This window comes from Pseudoxanthomonas sangjuensis (assembly GCF_010211755.1).
GTDB lineage: Bacteria > Pseudomonadota > Gammaproteobacteria > Xanthomonadales > Xanthomonadaceae > Pseudoxanthomonas_A > Pseudoxanthomonas_A sangjuensis.
Genome location: NZ_PDWR01000004.1, coordinates 142,871 through 158,504 on the forward strand (window position 1 = coordinate 142,871; position 15,634 = coordinate 158,504).

General features: G+C 69.9%; 16 protein-coding genes. 10 read left to right on the plus strand and 6 right to left on the minus strand.

The genetic code is table 11. The annotated features are described in order from the left end of the window. Positions 1 to 39: 39 nt before the first annotated feature. Complete coding sequence (locus CSC71_RS03460) at positions 40 to 1,284, plus strand: formimidoylglutamate deiminase (RefSeq protein WP_162372953.1); 1,245 nt, start codon at positions 40 to 42, stop codon at positions 1,282 to 1,284. Positions 1,285 to 1,313: 29 nt separating this feature from the next. On the opposite strand, the gene CSC71_RS03465 is transcribed toward CSC71_RS03460, so the two are convergent. After that, on the minus strand, positions 1,314 to 1,826 hold the full coding sequence (locus CSC71_RS03465) for a methylated-DNA--[protein]-cysteine S-methyltransferase (protein WP_162372954.1): 513 nt from the start codon (positions 1,824 to 1,826) through the stop codon (positions 1,314 to 1,316). Beyond that, on the minus strand, positions 1,823 to 3,085 hold the full coding sequence (locus CSC71_RS03470; RefSeq protein ID WP_162372955.1) for an alkaline phosphatase family protein: 1,263 nt from the start codon (positions 3,083 to 3,085) through the stop codon (positions 1,823 to 1,825). Before CSC71_RS03470 ends, CSC71_RS03465 begins: the two co-directional genes overlap by 4 nt. Before the next feature lie 57 nt (positions 3,086 to 3,142). On the opposite strand from CSC71_RS03470, the gene CSC71_RS03475 reads away from it, so the two are divergent. After that, on the plus strand, positions 3,143 to 3,676 hold the full coding sequence (locus CSC71_RS03475) for a YybH family protein (protein WP_162372956.1): 534 nt from the start codon (positions 3,143 to 3,145) through the stop codon (positions 3,674 to 3,676). 1 nt (position 3,677) lies between these two features. Here the strand turns inward: CSC71_RS03475 and CSC71_RS03480 are convergent, their stop codons facing one another. Beyond that, complete coding sequence (locus CSC71_RS03480; protein ID WP_162372957.1) at positions 3,678 to 4,415, minus strand: ThuA domain-containing protein; 738 nt, start codon at positions 4,413 to 4,415, stop codon at positions 3,678 to 3,680. A gap of 70 nt (positions 4,416 to 4,485) precedes the next feature. On the opposite strand from CSC71_RS03480, the gene hutU reads away from it, so the two are divergent. The 4 genes from hutU to CSC71_RS03500 all read left to right on the plus strand — a co-directional run bounded on the left by hutU (position 4,486) and on the right by CSC71_RS03500 (position 9,653). Beyond that, positions 4,486 to 6,153 (plus strand): urocanate hydratase, encoded by a 1,668-nt coding sequence (gene hutU, locus CSC71_RS03485; protein ID WP_162372958.1) that lies wholly within the window; start codon positions 4,486 to 4,488, stop codon positions 6,151 to 6,153. Between the two features lie 97 nt (positions 6,154 to 6,250). Next, positions 6,251 to 7,690 (plus strand): MATE family efflux transporter, encoded by a 1,440-nt coding sequence (locus CSC71_RS03490; RefSeq protein WP_162372959.1) that lies wholly within the window; start codon positions 6,251 to 6,253, stop codon positions 7,688 to 7,690. Positions 7,691 to 7,763: 73 nt separating this feature from the next. Then, entirely contained in the window at positions 7,764 to 8,447 is a 684-nt protein-coding gene (locus CSC71_RS03495) for a GNAT family N-acetyltransferase (RefSeq protein WP_162372960.1), read from the plus strand. Between the two features lie 60 nt (positions 8,448 to 8,507). Continuing rightward, positions 8,508 to 9,653, plus strand: a complete 1,146-nt coding sequence (locus tag CSC71_RS03500) for a COG3904 family protein (RefSeq protein ID WP_425501912.1) — start codon at positions 8,508 to 8,510, stop codon at positions 9,651 to 9,653. Between the two features lie 9 nt (positions 9,654 to 9,662). Here the strand turns inward: CSC71_RS03500 and CSC71_RS03505 are convergent, their stop codons facing one another. After that, complete coding sequence (locus CSC71_RS03505) at positions 9,663 to 10,067, minus strand: GFA family protein (protein ID WP_162372962.1); 405 nt, start codon at positions 10,065 to 10,067, stop codon at positions 9,663 to 9,665. Between the two features lie 57 nt (positions 10,068 to 10,124). On the opposite strand from CSC71_RS03505, the gene CSC71_RS03510 reads away from it, so the two are divergent. Beyond that, entirely contained in the window at positions 10,125 to 10,640 is a 516-nt protein-coding gene (locus tag CSC71_RS03510; protein WP_162372963.1) for a DUF1697 domain-containing protein, read from the plus strand. On the opposite strand, the gene CSC71_RS03515 is transcribed toward CSC71_RS03510, so the two are convergent. Further along, positions 10,641 to 10,859, minus strand: coding sequence for an RNA-binding S4 domain-containing protein (locus tag CSC71_RS03515; protein WP_162372964.1), 219 nt, complete (start codon positions 10,857 to 10,859; stop codon positions 10,641 to 10,643). It lies immediately after the preceding gene. Between the two features lie 128 nt (positions 10,860 to 10,987). On the opposite strand from CSC71_RS03515, the gene CSC71_RS03520 reads away from it, so the two are divergent. The 3 genes from CSC71_RS03520 (at position 10,988) to CSC71_RS03530 (ending at position 14,601) form a co-directional block, all read left to right on the plus strand. Beyond that, the gene (locus CSC71_RS03520) at positions 10,988 to 11,833 is read left to right on the plus strand and encodes an endonuclease/exonuclease/phosphatase family protein (RefSeq protein WP_162372965.1); all 846 of its coding nucleotides are present in this window, start codon (positions 10,988 to 10,990) and stop codon (positions 11,831 to 11,833) included. 85 nt (positions 11,834 to 11,918) lie between these two features. Next, positions 11,919 to 13,853, plus strand: a complete 1,935-nt coding sequence (locus CSC71_RS03525; RefSeq protein WP_162372966.1) for a DEAD/DEAH box helicase — start codon at positions 11,919 to 11,921, stop codon at positions 13,851 to 13,853. Beyond that, on the plus strand, positions 13,846 to 14,601 hold the full coding sequence (locus CSC71_RS03530) for a pseudouridine synthase (RefSeq protein WP_246191942.1): 756 nt from the start codon (positions 13,846 to 13,848) through the stop codon (positions 14,599 to 14,601). The genes CSC71_RS03525 and CSC71_RS03530 overlap by 8 nt, the downstream gene beginning before the upstream one ends. 25 nt (positions 14,602 to 14,626) lie before the next feature. On the opposite strand, the gene CSC71_RS03535 is transcribed toward CSC71_RS03530, so the two are convergent. After that, positions 14,627 to 15,574 carry a DMT family transporter gene (locus CSC71_RS03535; RefSeq protein ID WP_162372968.1) on the minus strand — a complete coding sequence of 316 codons (948 nt, stop codon included), beginning with the start codon at positions 15,572 to 15,574 and terminating at the stop codon, positions 14,627 to 14,629. Positions 15,575 to 15,634 lie beyond the last annotated feature (60 nt).

Genomic DNA, 15,634 nt, shown 5'->3' on the forward strand with positions numbered 1-15,634 from the left:
GGCGTGGCGCGGAAGGCGGGCGCGGGCGACAATGCCGGCATGAGCGGACGCGCCACGCCACCGGTCACCCGAACCCCCGCCGGCTGGCGCCTGCGGGGCATCGCCAACCTGCATTCGCACGCGTTCCAGCGCGCGATGGCCGGCCTCGCCGAGCGGCAGACGAATCCGGAGGATTCGTTCTGGACCTGGCGCGAGACCATGTACCGCATGGCCGCGCGCTTCGATCCCGAATCGCTGCATGCGGTGGCCGCGCAGCTGTACGCGGAAATGCTGGAAGCCGGCTACACCTCGGTCTGCGAATTCCACTACCTGCACCACGCGCCCGACGGGACGCCCTACGCCGACCCGGCGGCGATGTCGCGGGCGCTGATCGCCGCCGCGCGCGACACCGGCATTCGCCTCACGCTGTTGCCGGTGCTGTACATGACCGGCGGTTTCGACGGCCGCGCGCTGGGCGGGCGGCAGAAGCGCTTCGGTTTCGGCGTCGAAGGCTACCTCCGGCTGTTCGACGAGCTGTCGCGCGGGATCGACGCGACCGTGAACCTCGGCTGCGCCTTCCACAGCCTGCGCGCGGTGCCGGAAGCGGCGATGCGCGAGGTGCTGGCCGCGCTGCCGCGGGACGCGCGCATCCACCTGCACATCGCCGAGCAGATCGGCGAAGTGCAGGACTGCGTCGCGTTGCGCGGCGCGCGGCCGGTGGAATGGCTGCTGGAGAATTTCCCGGCCGACGCGCGCTGGACGCTGGTGCATGCGACGCATCTCACCGACGGGGAAGTCGCCGGCATCGCCCGCAGCGGCGCGACCGTGGCGCTGTGCCCGACCACCGAGGCCAACCTCGGCGATGGCCTGTTCCCGCTGCGCGCCTTCCTCGACGCGAACGGCGCGTGGGGCATCGGTTCGGATTCACACATCTCGGTCTCGCCGGTCGAGGAACTGCGCTGGCTCGAGTACGGGCAGCGCCTCGCCACCCGCCACCGCAACATCGCCGTGCGCGCCGGCTCGCCGAGCGTCGGCGAAACCCTGCTGCGCGGCGCGTACGCCAGCGCGGCGAACGCGTCCGGCTTCGATGCGGCGGACGACATCGTCGTGCTCGACGCCGACGCGCCGCAGCTTGCCGGTGCGCGCGACGAAGACGTGGCCGACCGCTGGATCTTCGGCGGCAACCGCCCGCTGGTGAAGGAAGTCTCGGTTGCCGGCTCGCTGGTCGTCCGCGGCGGCCGCCACCGCGAACGCGAAGCCATCGCGGCGCGCTTCCGCACGGCGATGCGGGCGCTGCTCGCCTGACCCGCGCGCGACGCGCCCGGGCGGGGAGTTCAGGCGAACAGATCGGTTTCCGGCGGCAGCGCGCCTTCCAGGCGCAGCAGGAACTGCTTGGTCGGCAGGCCGCCGCCGAAGCCGGTGAGCGAACCGTCGGCGCCGATCACGCGATGGCAGGGCAGCACGATCGGCAACGGGTTGCGGCCGTTGGCCGCGCCGACCGCGCGCACCGCGTCCGGCTTGCCGATGCGCCGGGCCAGTTCGCCGTAGCTCCAGGTCGCGCCATACGGAATCGCCGCCAGCATCGCCCAGACTTCGCGCTGGAAATCGGTGCCGATCGGGTTCAGCGGCAGGTCGAACGCGCGCAACCCGCCATCGAAGTACGCATCGAGTTGCCGCCGCGCCTCGCGCAGCGGGCCGTTCTCGCCTTCGCGCGGCAACGGCCGTTTCGACGGATGGCGTTCCTTCGGGAAGTGGATCTCGCGCAGGCAAGCCGCGTCGGCGACCAGGGTCAGCGTGCCGACCGGGCTCGGCATGCGCAGCGCGAGCAGGGACGGCGTCGCGTTCATTTCGCCGCGCGCGCGTCCTTCAATGCCGGCAGCAGCGGCGCGATGTCGCCGTCGCCGCGGCGCACGCGCAGGCCGAGCAGCCGCGCCAGCAACGGGTAGACGTCGACGTTGTCGAATGCCGGGATCGTCGTGCCGCTGCGGAACGCGGGACCGTGGGCGACGAAGCTGGCGCGCATCGACGGCAGCGCCGGGTCGTAGCCGTGCGCGCCGTGGTTCAGTTGTTCCGGCCTGGCCTTGAGCAGGTGCTCGCGCGGTATCGCGTTCCAGCCTTCGTCCATCTGGCAGACGATCGGCGGGATGCGCAGGCTGCTGCCGTAGCGCCAGCGCTTGGGCATCTCGCCCTTGCGCCAGCATTGGTAATGGTCGTGGCGTCCGAGCAACCGGTGCTCGGCCTGCAGCTTGTAGCCCTGGCGCGGGTCGAAACCGATCACCTGCCCGGCGGCGATGTTGTCGGCCAGCCCGGGGTCGACCATGTCCTCGATGGCGATGTACTGCGCGGGCGGCGCCTCGGCGAAGCCGTGGTCGGAGACCACGACCAGGTTGACCGCATCGAGCAGCCCGCGCGCGGCGAGCCCCTGCCGCAACGCGCCCAGCGCATCGTCGACCAGCACGCGGCCGGCATGCGCCTGCGCCGAGCCGGGGCCGAACTCGTGCGAGGCCTCGTCGACCTGGTTGAAGTACAGCGTGACCAGGCGCGGGCGCTCGGCGGCGGGCAGATCCAGCCAGGCCAGCACCTGTTCGACGCGCTGGTTCGCGGTCACGCTGCCGTCGTAGAGACGCCAGTGGCTGGGGCGGATGCCGTCGATCTCGGCCTCGCTGCCCGGCCAGTACATCGTCGCCGTGCGCAGGCCGGCCTTTTCCGCGCTGACCCACAGCGGCGCGGCGCCGCTCCACCAGCGGCTGTCGCCGACCGCCTGCTTGTCCTTGGAGCGGAAACTGCCCAGCGACTGCACGCGCATGGTGTTGTGGACCACGCCGTGGTGGTCGGGGCGCAGGCCGGTGACCAGCGTGTAATGGTTGGGGAAGGTCAGCGTCGGGTACGACGGGTTCATCCACGCCGCGCGCACGCCCTCCGCAGCCAGGCGGTCGAGGTTCGGCATTTCGCCCCGGCCCACCGCATCGGCGCGCAGGCCGTCGATCGAAACCAGCAACAGCGGAGCGACATCGGTGGCGGGAACGGCGGAGCGGGGCGCGCTGGCGCAGCCTGCAAGGAACGACAGGGCGGCAAGCCACGCGACCCTGACCAATGGCAGGTACATGGGTGGGCGGAACCGGATGGAATGGCGCGGAATTGGCGGAATCCGGGGGATTATTGCATGACAAGGCTACCGGTCTTGGCCGTCGCGCTGGCGGCCGCAGCCACGGGCGGACCGGCGCACGGCGCGGAAGCCCCGGCCGCGGGTGCGGACGAGCCGGCGCGCTGCGCGGTATGGGCGCGCGAGCTCGGCTTCGCCCGTTCCGTGGCCGAACACGACATGGCCGCGTTCGCCGAGCACGTGCACGCCGACGCGGTGTTCGGCGTCGGCGGCCGGACCACCCGCGGGCGCGCGGCCATCGTCGCCGACTGGCGGGGCATCGTCGACGGCAGCGCGCTGGGACTGCGCTGGTATCCGGACCAGGTCTCGGGGGCCGGCGACGGCCGCACCGCCTATTCCAGCGGTCCGGCGCTGTATCGCAACCCGCGGGACGGCAGTTACCGGCTGGGGCGCTTCGGTTCGGTCTGGCAGCAGGACGAAGACGGCCGCTGGCGGGTGGTCTTCGACGGCGGCCTGGGGCCGCCGACGCCCGCCGACGCGGCCGCGGCGGAAACCTTCGAGGCCGCGCGGCGGACGGACTGCCCGTCCGAATGACTCAGCACGCGTCGGCCAGTCCGCTGGCGTAGCGCAGGCCGCGCGCCAGGTGGCGCAGGAACACCGGTTCGGAATACATCCCGATGCGGTGGCCCAGGCCGGTGTACCAGGCGCGGCCACCGTCGAAGGCGTGGCACCACGCGATCGGATGGTCGTCGCCCATCGTGCCGCCTTCGTAGGTCGATTCGTCGATGCCGGCGATGACGTCGACGCGTCCGCGCGGGTTGTCGCGGTAGTTGTACAGCTCGTCGGCGACGCGCCATGCGCGCCCGCCGTCGGCGATGCCGTCGTGCGCGAATTCCACCCGCGTGTCCTGCAAGCCCGGTGGATGGCCCAGGAACCAGGCCCCGACCAGCCGCCCGTACCACGGCCAGTCGTAGTGCGTGTCGGCGGCCGAATGCACGCCCATGAAGCCGCCGCCGCCGCGGATGTAACCCTCGAAGGCCCGTTGCTGCGCGGCATCGAGCACGCTGCCGGTGGTGTTGACGAACACCACCGCGCGGTAGCGCTTCAGGTTGTCGGCGGTGAACTGCGCGGCGTCCTCGGTGGCGTCGGCCCGCAGTCCCGCGTCCGCGGCGAGTTTTTGCAGTGCGGCAATACCGGCCGGGATGGAGTCGTGGCGCCAGCCCAGCGTCTTGCTGAAGAGCAGGACGCGGCCGGGTTCGGCGGCGTGGGCGATGCCAGCGAAGGTCATCAGCAGCAACAGGCAGCTATGGCGGAGGAAGCGTGCGGAACGCATGCGCCGAGTATGCCAGCCCCGGCCGTGCTGCGATAATCGGCGCAACGCATCCACCGAACCGCGAACCGCCATGTCCAATCGCCACGACCCGTCCCGCCACGTCCGCGCGCCGCGCGGCACCGCGCTCAACTGCCGCTCGTGGCTGACCGAGGCGCCGTTCCGCATGCTGCAGAACAACCTCGATGCCGAGGTCGCCGAACGTCCCGAGGACCTCGTCGTCTATGGCGGCATCGGCCGCGCCGCGCGCGACTGGGACTGCTTCGACAGAATCCTCGCGACGCTGAAGACGCTCGGCGACGACGAAACCCTGCTGGTGCAGTCGGGCAAGCCGGTCGGCGTGTTCCCGTCGCACGCCGACGCGCCGCGCGTGCTGATCGCCAATTCCAACCTGGTACCGCACTGGGCGACGTGGGAGCACTTCAACGAACTCGACCGCAAGGGCCTGATGATGTACGGGCAGATGACCGCGGGCTCGTGGATCTACATCGGCTCGCAGGGCATCGTGCAGGGCACCTACGAAACCTTCGTCGAGATGGGCCGCCAGCATTACGGCGGCAACCTGCGCGGCAAGTGGATCCTCACCGCCGGCCTCGGCGGCATGGGCGGCGCGCAGCCGCTGGCGGCGTCGCTGGCCGGCGCGTGCTCGCTGAACATCGAATGCCAGCAGAGCCGCATCGATTTCCGCCTGAAGACGCGCTACGTCGACGAGCAGGCGACCGATCTCGACGACGCGCTCGCCCGCATCGCCAAGTACACCGCCGCCGGCGAAGCGAAATCGATCGCGCTGCTCGGCAACGCGGCGGAGGTCCTTCCTGAGCTCGTCCGCCGCGGCGTGCGCCCGGATTGCGTGACCGACCAGACCTCCGCGCACGACCCGGTGCACGGCTACCTGCCGATCGGCTGGACGGTCGAGCGGTGGCTCGACGAACAGAAGGCGAACCCGGACAAGGTCCGCGACGCGGCGAAGCGGTCGATGCGCGTGCATGTCGAAGCGATGCTCGCCTTCCACGCGCAAGGCATTCCCACCGTCGATTACGGCAACAACATCCGGCAGATGGCGTTCGACGAAGGCTGCGCGAACGCGTTCGACTTCCCCGGCTTCGTCCCGGCCTACGTGCGCCCGCTGTTCTGCCGCGGCATCGGCCCGTTCCGCTGGGTCGCGCTGAGCGGCGACCCGGAGGACATCTACAGGACCGATGCCAAGGTCAAGGAACTGATCCCCGACGATCCGCACCTGCACAACTGGCTGGACATGGCGAAGGAACGCATTTCCTTCCAGGGCCTGCCGGCGCGCATCTGCTGGGTCGGCCTGGGCCAGCGCCACAAGCTGGGCCTGGCGTTCAACGAGATGGTGCGCAACGGCGAGTTGAAGGCGCCGGTGGTGATCGGCCGCGACCATCTCGACAGCGGCTCGGTGGCATCGCCCAATCGCGAGACCGAGGCGATGCAGGACGGCAGCGACGCGGTCAGCGACTGGCCGCTGCTCAATGCCATGCTCAACGTCGCCGGCGGCGCCACCTGGGTGTCGCTGCACCATGGCGGCGGCGTCGGCATGGGCTATTCGCAGCACAGCGGCGTGGTCATCGTCTGCGACGGCAGCGAAGCCGCCGACAAGCGCATCGCCCGCGTGCTGTGGAACGACCCCGGTACCGGGGTGATGCGGCATGCCGATGCGGGCTACGAGATCGCGAAACAGTGCGCGAAAGAGCAGGGCCTGAAGCTGCCGATGGTCTCCTGATTCCGCAACGCGTCGCAGCCGGGTCCGGGGCGATGTCGATCCGGAGGGCTGCCGTTCGTCGCAGGTAGCATCGCCATTCGACCGACGGAGCCTCGCGATGCAGTCCGGACAACCGATCGAGAACACGCCGCCCCATGCCGGCGCCGCCGCCCGGCAGTCGCTGTGGGCGGAGCTGCGCGAGGCGATCCGCGGCACCGGCGCGGATTACACCCGCATCCCCATGCGCCGCGCGGTGTTCCTGCTGGCGGTGCCGATGGTGCTGGAGCTGGTGCTGGAGTCGACCTTCGCGGTGGTCGACATCTTCTTCGTCGCCAAGCTGGGGCCGTCGGCGGTGGCGACGGTGGGCCTGACCGAGAGCTATCTGTTCCTGCTGTATTCGGTGGCGATGGGCCTGGCGATGGGCGTGACCGCGCTGGTGGCGCGCCGGGTCGGCGAGGGCAAGCGCGAGGAGGCCGCGGTCACCGCGGTGCAGGCGATCTTCGTCGCGCTGCTGGCATCCGTCGTGCCCGCGGTGGTCGGCATCACCTGGGCGCAGGATTTGCTCCGGCTGATGGGCGGCGATGCGTGGAGCATCGCGCATGGCTATCGCTACACGCAGTGGATGCTCGGCGGCAACGCGGTGATCATGCTGCTGTTCGTGATCAACGCGATCTTCCGCGGCGCCGGCGACGCGGCCATCGCGATGCGCGTGCTGTGGCTGTCGAACGGCCTGAACATCCTGCTGTGCCCGCTGCTGATCTTCGGCCTCGGGCCGGTGCCCGCGCTGGGCATCGAGGGCGCGGGCTTGGCCACCAACATCGGCCGCGGCATCGGCGTGCTGTTCCAGTTGTGGGTGCTGTTCCGCGGCGGCCAGCACATCCGCGTGGCCGCATCGCAACTGGCCTGGCGCGGCGCGGTGCTGTGGCAGATCGTGCGCACCTCGCTGGGCGGGGTGGGGCAGATGATCGTGGCGATGACCTCGTGGATCTTCCTGATGCGCATCCTCGCCAGCATCGGCAGCGATGCGGTGGCCGGCGCCACCATCGCCATCCGCATCATGATGTTCACGATGATGCCGGCCTGGGGCATGTCGAACGCGGCGGCGACGCTGGTCGGCCAGAACCTCGGCGCCGGCCAGCCCGGTCGCGCCGAGGCCGCGGTGTGGCGCATCGGCTGGTACAACATGGCCTACCTGCTGGCGGTGGCGGCGCTGTTCTTCCTGTTCCCGCGCGGGCTGGTCGGCTTCTTCACCGGCGATGCGCAGGTGGTCGCCGTCGGCGCGGAGTGGCTGCGCATCCTGTCGTATTCGCTGTTCGTGTACGGCTGGTGGATGGTCAGCGTGCAGGCGTTCAACGGCGCGGGCGACACCATGACGCCGACCCGGATCAACCTGGTGTTCTTCTGGCTGATCCAGATCCCGCTGGCCTGGCTGCTGGCGTTGCGCCTGGATCGGGGGCATGCGGGCGTGTTCTGGGCCGTGTTCGTTTCCGAGACCGCGGTCGGCGCGTTCACGCTGTGGCTGTTCACGCGGGGCAAGTGGAAGACGGTGAAGGTGTAGCGGCGGCCGGTTCCGGCACCGTCCACGCAAGGGCCGGATGTCCATCCATCGTCCTTCGGCCTAACATGGCGGCATGCCGGCCACCGACCTCGACGCCCCCTTCCATTCCGCCCTGCGCACCCTGCACAGGAACATCGCGCTCGAATCCGGGACGGTGCTGCGCTACCCGGCCGAATTCGCCCCGTTCCTCGGCGTCGCCGACGCCGGCGCGGATGTCGGCGATGCGCTCGGGAAGCTGGTCGCGCCCGGCGAATCGGTCTACCTGCTCGGCGTGGTGCCGGAGCCGCCACCGGGATGGAAACTCGACGCCTTCCGCCCGCTCGCGCAGATGGTCCGCGATGCGCCTATCGATGTGGCCGACGGGCCGGAGATCGTCGAGCTGACGACGCAGGCGCAGCGCGACGACGCGCTGGAGCTGACCGCGCTGGTGTACCCGCATTACTTCCGCCGGCGCACGATGGAAATGGGGCGCTATTTCGGGATCTACGTCGATGGCCGGCTGGCGGCGATGATCGGCGAGCGCCTCGGCACGCACGAGTTCCGCGAGATGAGCGCGATCTGCACGCATCCGGACTTCACCGGCCGCGGCTACGCGCAACGGCTGACCGCATGGCTGGGCAACGACACGCTGGCGCGCGGCAGCGTGCCGTTCCTGCACGTCAGCCACGACAACCCGCGGGCCAAGGCCCTGTACGAATTCATGGGCTACCGCCTGCGCCGCGACATCGGTTTCTGGTCGCTGTCGCGCCCCGGCTGAAAGCCGCGGATTCACCCGGCATTAGGGCAGCGCCGCCCGCATTCACTACACTGGCGGCGTATGTCCGGATTCCGCGTGCTGCCCGTCCTCCTGTGCCTTTCGCTGCTGGCCTGCCGGCCGCAAGGCGGCGGCACGGAGGTCGGCCAGACCGTGCCCGTCGCCAGTCCCGAGGAAGGCGGCGCGGTCAGCACCGCGCCGGTGCCGCTGAAGAAGGAAGAAGCGGCCAGGCGCGAAAAGGAGAAGCGGCAGGCGAAGGACGCCGCCCAGGCGGTGGACTGGTCGCCGCGCGAACTGGAACCCGGCATCGCATCGATCAGCTGCAGCCTGGATTACGCCGCGATCGGCGATGGCGAGCCGTTGCAGCGCCTGGACGAGGAGCGCATCTACGCCGCGCTGGCGCCGTGCAAGGAAAAGGGCGTGCTGCGCCTGCGCTACGTCGGCAAGATCAACCCCGACTTCACCGCGCTGATGCAGCGCGTTTCCGCGGTCGCCGGCGAGATCGGTATCGGCAAGCGCGTGCTCGACATCGATTCCAGCGGCGGCATCGTCGAGGAGGCGATCAAGGCCGGCGACCTGATCGCCGGGACCGGCTGGACCGAATGGGTGCGCGACGGCGCGGTGTGCCACAGCGCCTGCGTGCTGATCCTGGCCGCCGGCGACGTGCGCCTGGTCAGCGGACGGGTCGGCATCCACCGCATCATCCGCATGAGTTCCACCGCGACCACGCGCGCCGAACTCAACAGCGAACTGCGCGTGGTCTACCAGAGCGTGCTGGAGTACCTGGAGCGCAACGGCGCGGCGGTGGCGGTGGCCGACATGATGATGGCGGTGCCTAACCGCAACCTGCGCCTGCTGACCGCGGACGAACTGCGCCAGTACGGCCTGGACGGGGTCAACCCGATCCAGGACGACCTCGACCGGCTGCGGGTGATGCGCAAGTGCGGCGAGGACTTCCTGGTGCGCCGCGACGCCTTCGTGCGCGCCTTCGACGCGCGTTGCCGGCCGGAACAGGCGGCGCTGGAGGCGATGAACGACTGCGGCCTGGAACTGCGCCCCCGGTTCGGCTTCCCCGACGCGAAATGCCCGGATGAAAGCCCGCTGTCCGAATTCGACAGCGCCGCCACGCCACGGCTCGCGGCCGGCGTGCCGCCGATCGCGTTGCCGGTAACCGAGGAAACCGCGGCGCCGGCCGGCGAAGGCAAGTGATCCGGGCGGTCAGCCCGGCTGCCGCGGGAACGAGGGAATGGCCGGGTCGATCGCCGCCCAGACCGGCGCCGAATCGGTCCAGATCGTGGCCAGCGGGCGGATGCCGCTGGCGTCGTCCAGGGTGCCGGCGCGGACGACCATGAACTCGGGGTGTTCGAGCGACTGGCTGAACATCTGCGTGCCGCATTCGCCGCAGAACGAACGCAGCATGTGGTTGCCGCTGTCGGCCTGGCTGGCCCAGCTTCTCGGCGTGCCTTCCACCTGCACTGCGGACCGGCGCATCCGCAGGTTCAGCGGCGCGTTGCCGCCGGCCCAGTACTGGCAGTCGCGGCACCAGCACAGGCGCACGGTGACGGGTTCTTCGCTCAGGGTGTAACGGATCGCGCCGCAGATGCATCCGCCGGTTCTGGTCATGTTCCTGTTCTCGGGTTCGAGTGGGCGCGATGTTAACCGGCGCAGTATGCTGCGCGCATGAAAACCTGGGTCGTCCTGTTGCGCGCGGTGAACGTGGGTGGCACCGGCAAGCTGCCGATGGCCGACCTGCGCGTGTTGTGCGAGCGGGCCGGTTTCGCCGACGTGCGCACCTACATCGCCAGCGGCAACGTGGTGCTGCGCAGTAGAGCGGACGAGAAGCAGGTGAAGGCGAAACTCGAGGCCGCGCTGGCCGTTTACGCCGGCAAGCCGGTCGGGGTGATGGTGCGCAGCGGCGCGGAGCTGGTTGAAGTGCTCGCGGCAAACCCATTCGCCGACGCGGCACCGAACCGCGTCGTCGTGCTGTTCCTCGACGAGGCGCCGGCCGCGGACGCGGCGCGGACGGCGAAGCACCGGAACGGCGAACGCATCGCGCTGGGCAAGCGCGAAATCTACGTCGACTACAGCGACTGCGGCGGCATGGGCCAGTCGAAGCTGCAGCTTCCCGCGGCGAAGCACGGCACCGGGCGCAACCTCAACACCGTCGCGAAACTCGCGGAAATGGCGGCGGCGTGATCAAGCCGCGACGACGCGGATGCGGCAACCGTCGAGTTCGACTTCCTGCCCCGCGCGGATCTTTGCGGTCTTGCGCAGTTCGACCACGCCGTCCACCCGCACCGCGCCGCTGGCGACGATCTGCTTGCCTTCGCCGCCGCTGCCGGCCAGCCCGGCCAGCTTGAGCAACTGATTCAGTTCCACGTGGTCGCGGTCGAGTTCGAAGTCGAGGGTTCGCACCGGCGTAGTCTAGCGTGCGGCGTTCGTTCGCGTCCGGACGGCGCCATGACGGTGGTTCACGGCAGGATCGATAGAATCGGGCCGCAGGGGAACGGATTCGCCGTTCCCGCCGTCCGGAGACCCGACCCATGCCGATATTCCGTGGAATCGCCCTGTGCCTTGGATTGCTGGCGGGGCTGGCGGCCATGCCCGCATCCGCCGCGGAAGCCGCGCCGCCGCTGCGGGTGATGAGCTTCAACGTGCGCGTGCCGGTGGACGCCGACGGTCCGGACCGCTGGGAAGCGCGCCGCGAGCTGATGGCGCGGACGATCCGCGACGCGCGGCCGGACCTGATCGGCACCCAGGAACTGGTCAAGGCGCAGGGCGACTTCCTGGCCGAACGGCTTCCCGAATACGCCTGGTTCGGCGTCGGCCGGCGCGGCGACGACAGCGACGAACACATGGGCGTGTTCTATCGCAAGGACGCCTTCACCCTGCTCGAATCCGGCGATTTCTGGCTGTCGGATACCCCGGACGTGCCCGGCAGCATCAGCTGGGGCCACCCGCTGCCGCGGATGGTCACGTGGGGGCTGTTCGAACGCAAGGCCGAAGGCCGCCGCTTCTACCTGTTCAACACCCATTTCCCGTACCGCGACGAGGACGGCCCGGCGCGCACGCGCGCCGCGAAGCTGATCGTGCGCCGGCTGAAGCAGCTGCCGAAGGGCGTGCCGGTGATCGTGACCGGCGACTTCAACGACGTACCCGCCAGCGGCGCCTACCGGGCGTTGACCCGCAAGCTGCACGACGCCCGGGTCGAGGCGCCGTCGCACGACGGCCCCGGTTTCACCTTCCACGGGTTCACCGGCAAGGGCGACAAGCGGATCGACTGGGTGCTGTACCGCGGGCTGCGGCCGCGCGCCGTGCACACGCTGGACGTGAACGACGGCGGCCGCTATCCCTCCGACCATTTCCCGGTCGTGGTGGATTTCGACTGAGCCGGGTTGCCCGGTTTTCGCGGAAACCGGGCAAAAAATCGCCACAGGGCGCACAATACGCGGCCGCATCGCCCGGCCAGCCGCCATGTCTTCCCCCGATCCCACCGCGACCCCGCTGTTCTCCGAACTGGGCCTGTCCGCCGCCGTGCAGGCGGCGCTGGCCGAGGTCGGCTACGAATCGCCGTCGCCGATCCAGGCCGCGACCATCCCCGCGCTGCTGGCCGGCAAGGACGTGCTGGGCCAGGCCCAGACCGGCACCGGCAAGACCGCGGCGTTCGCGCTGCCGGTGCTGTCGACGCTGGACCTGGACGCGAAGAAGCCGCAGGCGCTGGTGCTGGCGCCGACCCGCGAACTGGCGATCCAGGTCGCCGAGGCCTTCCAGAAATATGCCTCGAAGATCCCCGGCTTCCACGTGCTGCCGATCTACGGCGGGCAGAGCTACTTCCCGCAGCTGCAGGCGCTCAAGCGCGGCGTGCACGTCGTGGTCGGCACGCCCGGCCGCGTCATCGACCATCTGGAGCGCGGCTCGCTCGACCTGTCGGGGCTGACCACGCTGGTGCTGGACGAAGCCGACGAAATGCTGCGCATGGGCTTCATCGACGACGTCGAGACGGTGCTGAAGAAGACCCCGGAATCGCGCCAGGTCGCGCTGTTCTCGGCGACCATGCCGGCGCAGATCAAGCGCATCGCCCAGACCTACCTCAACGATCCGGTCGAGGTGCAGATCGCGGCGAAGACCACCACTGCGGCGAACATCCACCAGCGCTACTGGTTCGTCAGCGGCATGCACAAGCTCGACGCGCTGACCCGGATCATCGAGGCCGAGCCGTTCGACGCGATGATCGTCTTCGCCCGCACCAAGGCCGGCACCGACGAATTGGCCGAGAAGCTGCAGGCGCGCGGCCTGGCCGCCGCCGCGATCAACGGCGACATCCAGCAGGCGCAGCGCGAGAAGACCATCCAGCAGCTGAAGGACGGCAAGCTCGACGTGCTGGTCGCCACCGACGTGGCCGCGCGCGGCCTGGACGTGGACCGCATCACCCACGTGCTGAACTACGACATCCCCTACGACACCGAAAGCTACGTGCACCGCATCGGCCGCACCGGCCGCGCCGGGCGCAAGGGCGAGGCGATCCTGTTCGTCACCCCGCGCGAGAAGGGCATGCTGCGCGCGATCGAGCGCGCCACGCGGCAGCCGATCGAGGAGATGCAGCTGCCCAGCGTCGAGGCGGTGAACGACAAGCGCGTGGCGCGCTTCCTGCAGAAGATCGGCGGCGCGCTGGAGGCCGGCGGCGCCGAGGAATTCCGCCCGCTGATCGAGAACTACGAGCGCGAGCACGACGTCCCGGCGATCGAGATCGCCGCAGCACTGGCGCGGCTGCTGCAGGGCGACGAGCCGCTGCTGCTGCCGCCGGAAAAACAAAGAACCGTTCGCCCTGAGCGTAGCGAAGCGAAGGCGAAGGGTCCTTCGACTCCGGCGCTACGCGCCTACGCTCAGGATGATCGGAGTCGGGAGCGTCCGCAACGTGGCGAAAAGAAATTCGAGCGCGGCCCGCGCGTGGCCAGGTCGCGCGATTTCGACGAGACCGGCCCGTTCGAATCGAACTTCGTCGAGAAGCCGAGGCGCGAGAAGCAGCCGCGCGGCGAGCCGGAAGTCGGCATGGAAACCTACCGGATCGAGGTCGGCCACGCGCACGGCGTGAAGCCGGCCAACATCGTCGGCGCCATCGCCAACGAGGCGGGGCTGGAGAGCCGCTACATCGGCCGCATCGACATCCACGACGACCACAGCGTGCTGGACTTGCCCGAAGGCATGCCGCGCGAAACCCTGATGCACCTGAAGAAGGTCTGGGTCGCGGGCCAGCAGTTGCGCATCCGCAAGGTCGGCGAGGACGCGCACGACGGCGGCGATGCGCCGCCGCGCAAGCGCGCGTTCCGGCCGAAGGACGCGCGCCCGGGCTTCAAGCCGGGCGGCCCGAAGAAGCCGCACCGCAAGGGGCAGGGCGGGGAACGTGGCTGATCCGGATTCGCTGATCGACGCGCCGCCGGCGAAGCGGCTGAACAAGTACATCGCCGAGACCGGTTTCTGCTCGCGCCGCGAAGCTGATCGCCTGGTCGCGGAACGCCGCGTCACCGTCAACGGCGAAGTCGCCGGCATCGGCACGCAGGTCGAAGAGGGCGACGAGGTCCGGATCGACGGCGACGTGCTGCGCGTGCGCAAGGTCAAGCCGGGCAAGCGCCGGCACGTCTACATCGCGCTGAACAAGCCGGTCGGCATCACCTGCACCACCGAGGAATCGGTCAAGGGCAACATCGTCGATTTCGTCGGCCACGAACAGCGCATCTTCCCGATCGGCCGCCTCGACAAGGATTCGGAAGGCCTGATCCTGCTGACCAGCAACGGCGACATCGTCAACCAGGTCCTGCGCAAGGAAAACAGGCACGAGAAGGAATACCTGGTCGCGGTGAACAAGCCGGTCACCGAGGAATTCCTGCGCGGCATGGCCAGGGGCGGGATGTGGATCCACGGCCAGCAGACCTTGCCGTGCCGCGCGTACAAGCATGGCCCGTACGGCTTCCGCATCGTCCTCACGCAGGGCCTGAACCGGCAGATCCGCCTGATGGCGGCGCAATTCGGCTACCGCGTGAAGCAGCTGCGCCGCATACGCATCGACAACCTCAAGCTCGGCGAGTTGAAGCCGGGACGCTGGCGCAACCTGACCGACGCCGAATTGCGCGGCCTGCTTCCCGAGCAGACCGAATGGTGACGCAGGGGCACGGCGCGCCGTGCCCCTACGGGTCGACCATCTTCGATTCGGAGGCGCACAGCGTTTCCGCGTGCTCGATCTTGCCGGGCTTCTGCAGCAGCGGGTGCAGGAACACCGCGCCGAGCAGGATCGCCACGCCGAGGTAGAACAGCGGGGCGAGTTCGCGCTGCTCGCCGAGCAGCGGGATCGCCAGCAGGATCGCGTAGACCGGCTCCAGGTTGATCGCCAGTTGCACCGTGTAGGCGCTCAGCTGGCGCAACGCGACAAGCGACAGCGCGAACGGCAGCAGCGTGCACAGCAGCGCCAGCGCCAGCAGATACAGCGCGTCGCGTGGCGCGGGCATGGCGAAGACATCGCCGGCGAAGGCGGGGAACACGTGCGGCATCAGCGGCGCCAGCGCGGTCAGCAGCAGGGTGCCGGCGCCGAGTTCGATGCCGGTGACGGTCAGCGGGTCGCCGTGCCCGGCCAGGCGCTTGTTCAGCGAGGCGAAGAACGACACCAGCAGCGCCGACAGCGCGCCGACCGCGACGCCGGCGCGCATGCCGTGCGGCACGCCGCCGACCACCAGGGCCACGCCGGGCAGCATCGCCACGCCGAGGGCCAGTTCGCGCCACGAGAACGGCCGCCGCGCCAGCCAAGGTTCGACCACGGCGATGAACACCGGCGCCAGCGCCATGCAGGTGGCGCCGACCGAGGCGTTGGCCAGCTTGATCGAGCCGTAGAAGGTCAGCCAATGCAGCGCCACCAGCACGCCGATGCCGGCGTAGGCCAGCACGCTGCGCACCGGCAGCGCGCGCAACCCGCGCCACGCGCGCGGCAGCAGCGCCAGCGCGACGACGACGATCAGCATGCGCCACCACACCAGCGGCAGCGCCGGCAGCGAAATCAACTTGCCGAAGATGGCGGTGAAGCCCCACAGCAATACGCAGAAGTGGATTTGCAGCAGGGCGGTGCGGTGCGGGTGGGTCGGCATCCGCGCATTGTCGCCGATGCCGCGGCCGGCTGGTGCCAGCGCTGGCATGAAGCGTTGCAC

Bases quoted from the DNA above. Each gene is read 5' to 3' on its own strand.
- CSC71_RS03525 (WP_162372966.1), top strand. From the start codon at position 11,919: ATGTCTTCCCCCGATCCCACCGCGACCCCGCTGTTCTCCGAACTGGGC.
- CSC71_RS03535 (WP_162372968.1), bottom strand. From the start codon at position 15,574: ATGCCGACCCACCCGCACCGCACCGCCCTGCTGCAAATCCACTTCTGC.
- CSC71_RS03520 (WP_162372965.1), top strand. From the start codon at position 10,988: ATGCCGATATTCCGTGGAATCGCCCTGTGCCTTGGATTGCTGGCGGGG.
- CSC71_RS03470 (WP_162372955.1), bottom strand. From the start codon at position 3,085: ATGTACCTGCCATTGGTCAGGGTCGCGTGGCTTGCCGCCCTGTCGTTC.
- CSC71_RS03505 (WP_162372962.1), bottom strand. From the start codon at position 10,067: ATGACCAGAACCGGCGGATGCATCTGCGGCGCGATCCGTTACACCCTG.
- CSC71_RS03500 (WP_425501912.1), top strand. From the start codon at position 8,508: ATGTCCGGATTCCGCGTGCTGCCCGTCCTCCTGTGCCTTTCGCTGCTG.
- hutU (WP_162372958.1), top strand. From the start codon at position 4,486: ATGTCCAATCGCCACGACCCGTCCCGCCACGTCCGCGCGCCGCGCGGC.
- CSC71_RS03490 (WP_162372959.1), top strand. From the start codon at position 6,251: ATGCAGTCCGGACAACCGATCGAGAACACGCCGCCCCATGCCGGCGCC.
- CSC71_RS03475 (WP_162372956.1), top strand. From the start codon at position 3,143: ATGACAAGGCTACCGGTCTTGGCCGTCGCGCTGGCGGCCGCAGCCACG.
- CSC71_RS03465 (WP_162372954.1), bottom strand. From the start codon at position 1,826: ATGAACGCGACGCCGTCCCTGCTCGCGCTGCGCATGCCGAGCCCGGTC.
- CSC71_RS03480 (WP_162372957.1), bottom strand. From the start codon at position 4,415: ATGCGTTCCGCACGCTTCCTCCGCCATAGCTGCCTGTTGCTGCTGATG.
- CSC71_RS03495 (WP_162372960.1), top strand. From the start codon at position 7,764: ATGCCGGCCACCGACCTCGACGCCCCCTTCCATTCCGCCCTGCGCACC.
- CSC71_RS03510 (WP_162372963.1), top strand. From the start codon at position 10,125: ATGAAAACCTGGGTCGTCCTGTTGCGCGCGGTGAACGTGGGTGGCACC.
- CSC71_RS03460 (WP_162372953.1), top strand. From the start codon at position 40: ATGAGCGGACGCGCCACGCCACCGGTCACCCGAACCCCCGCCGGCTGG.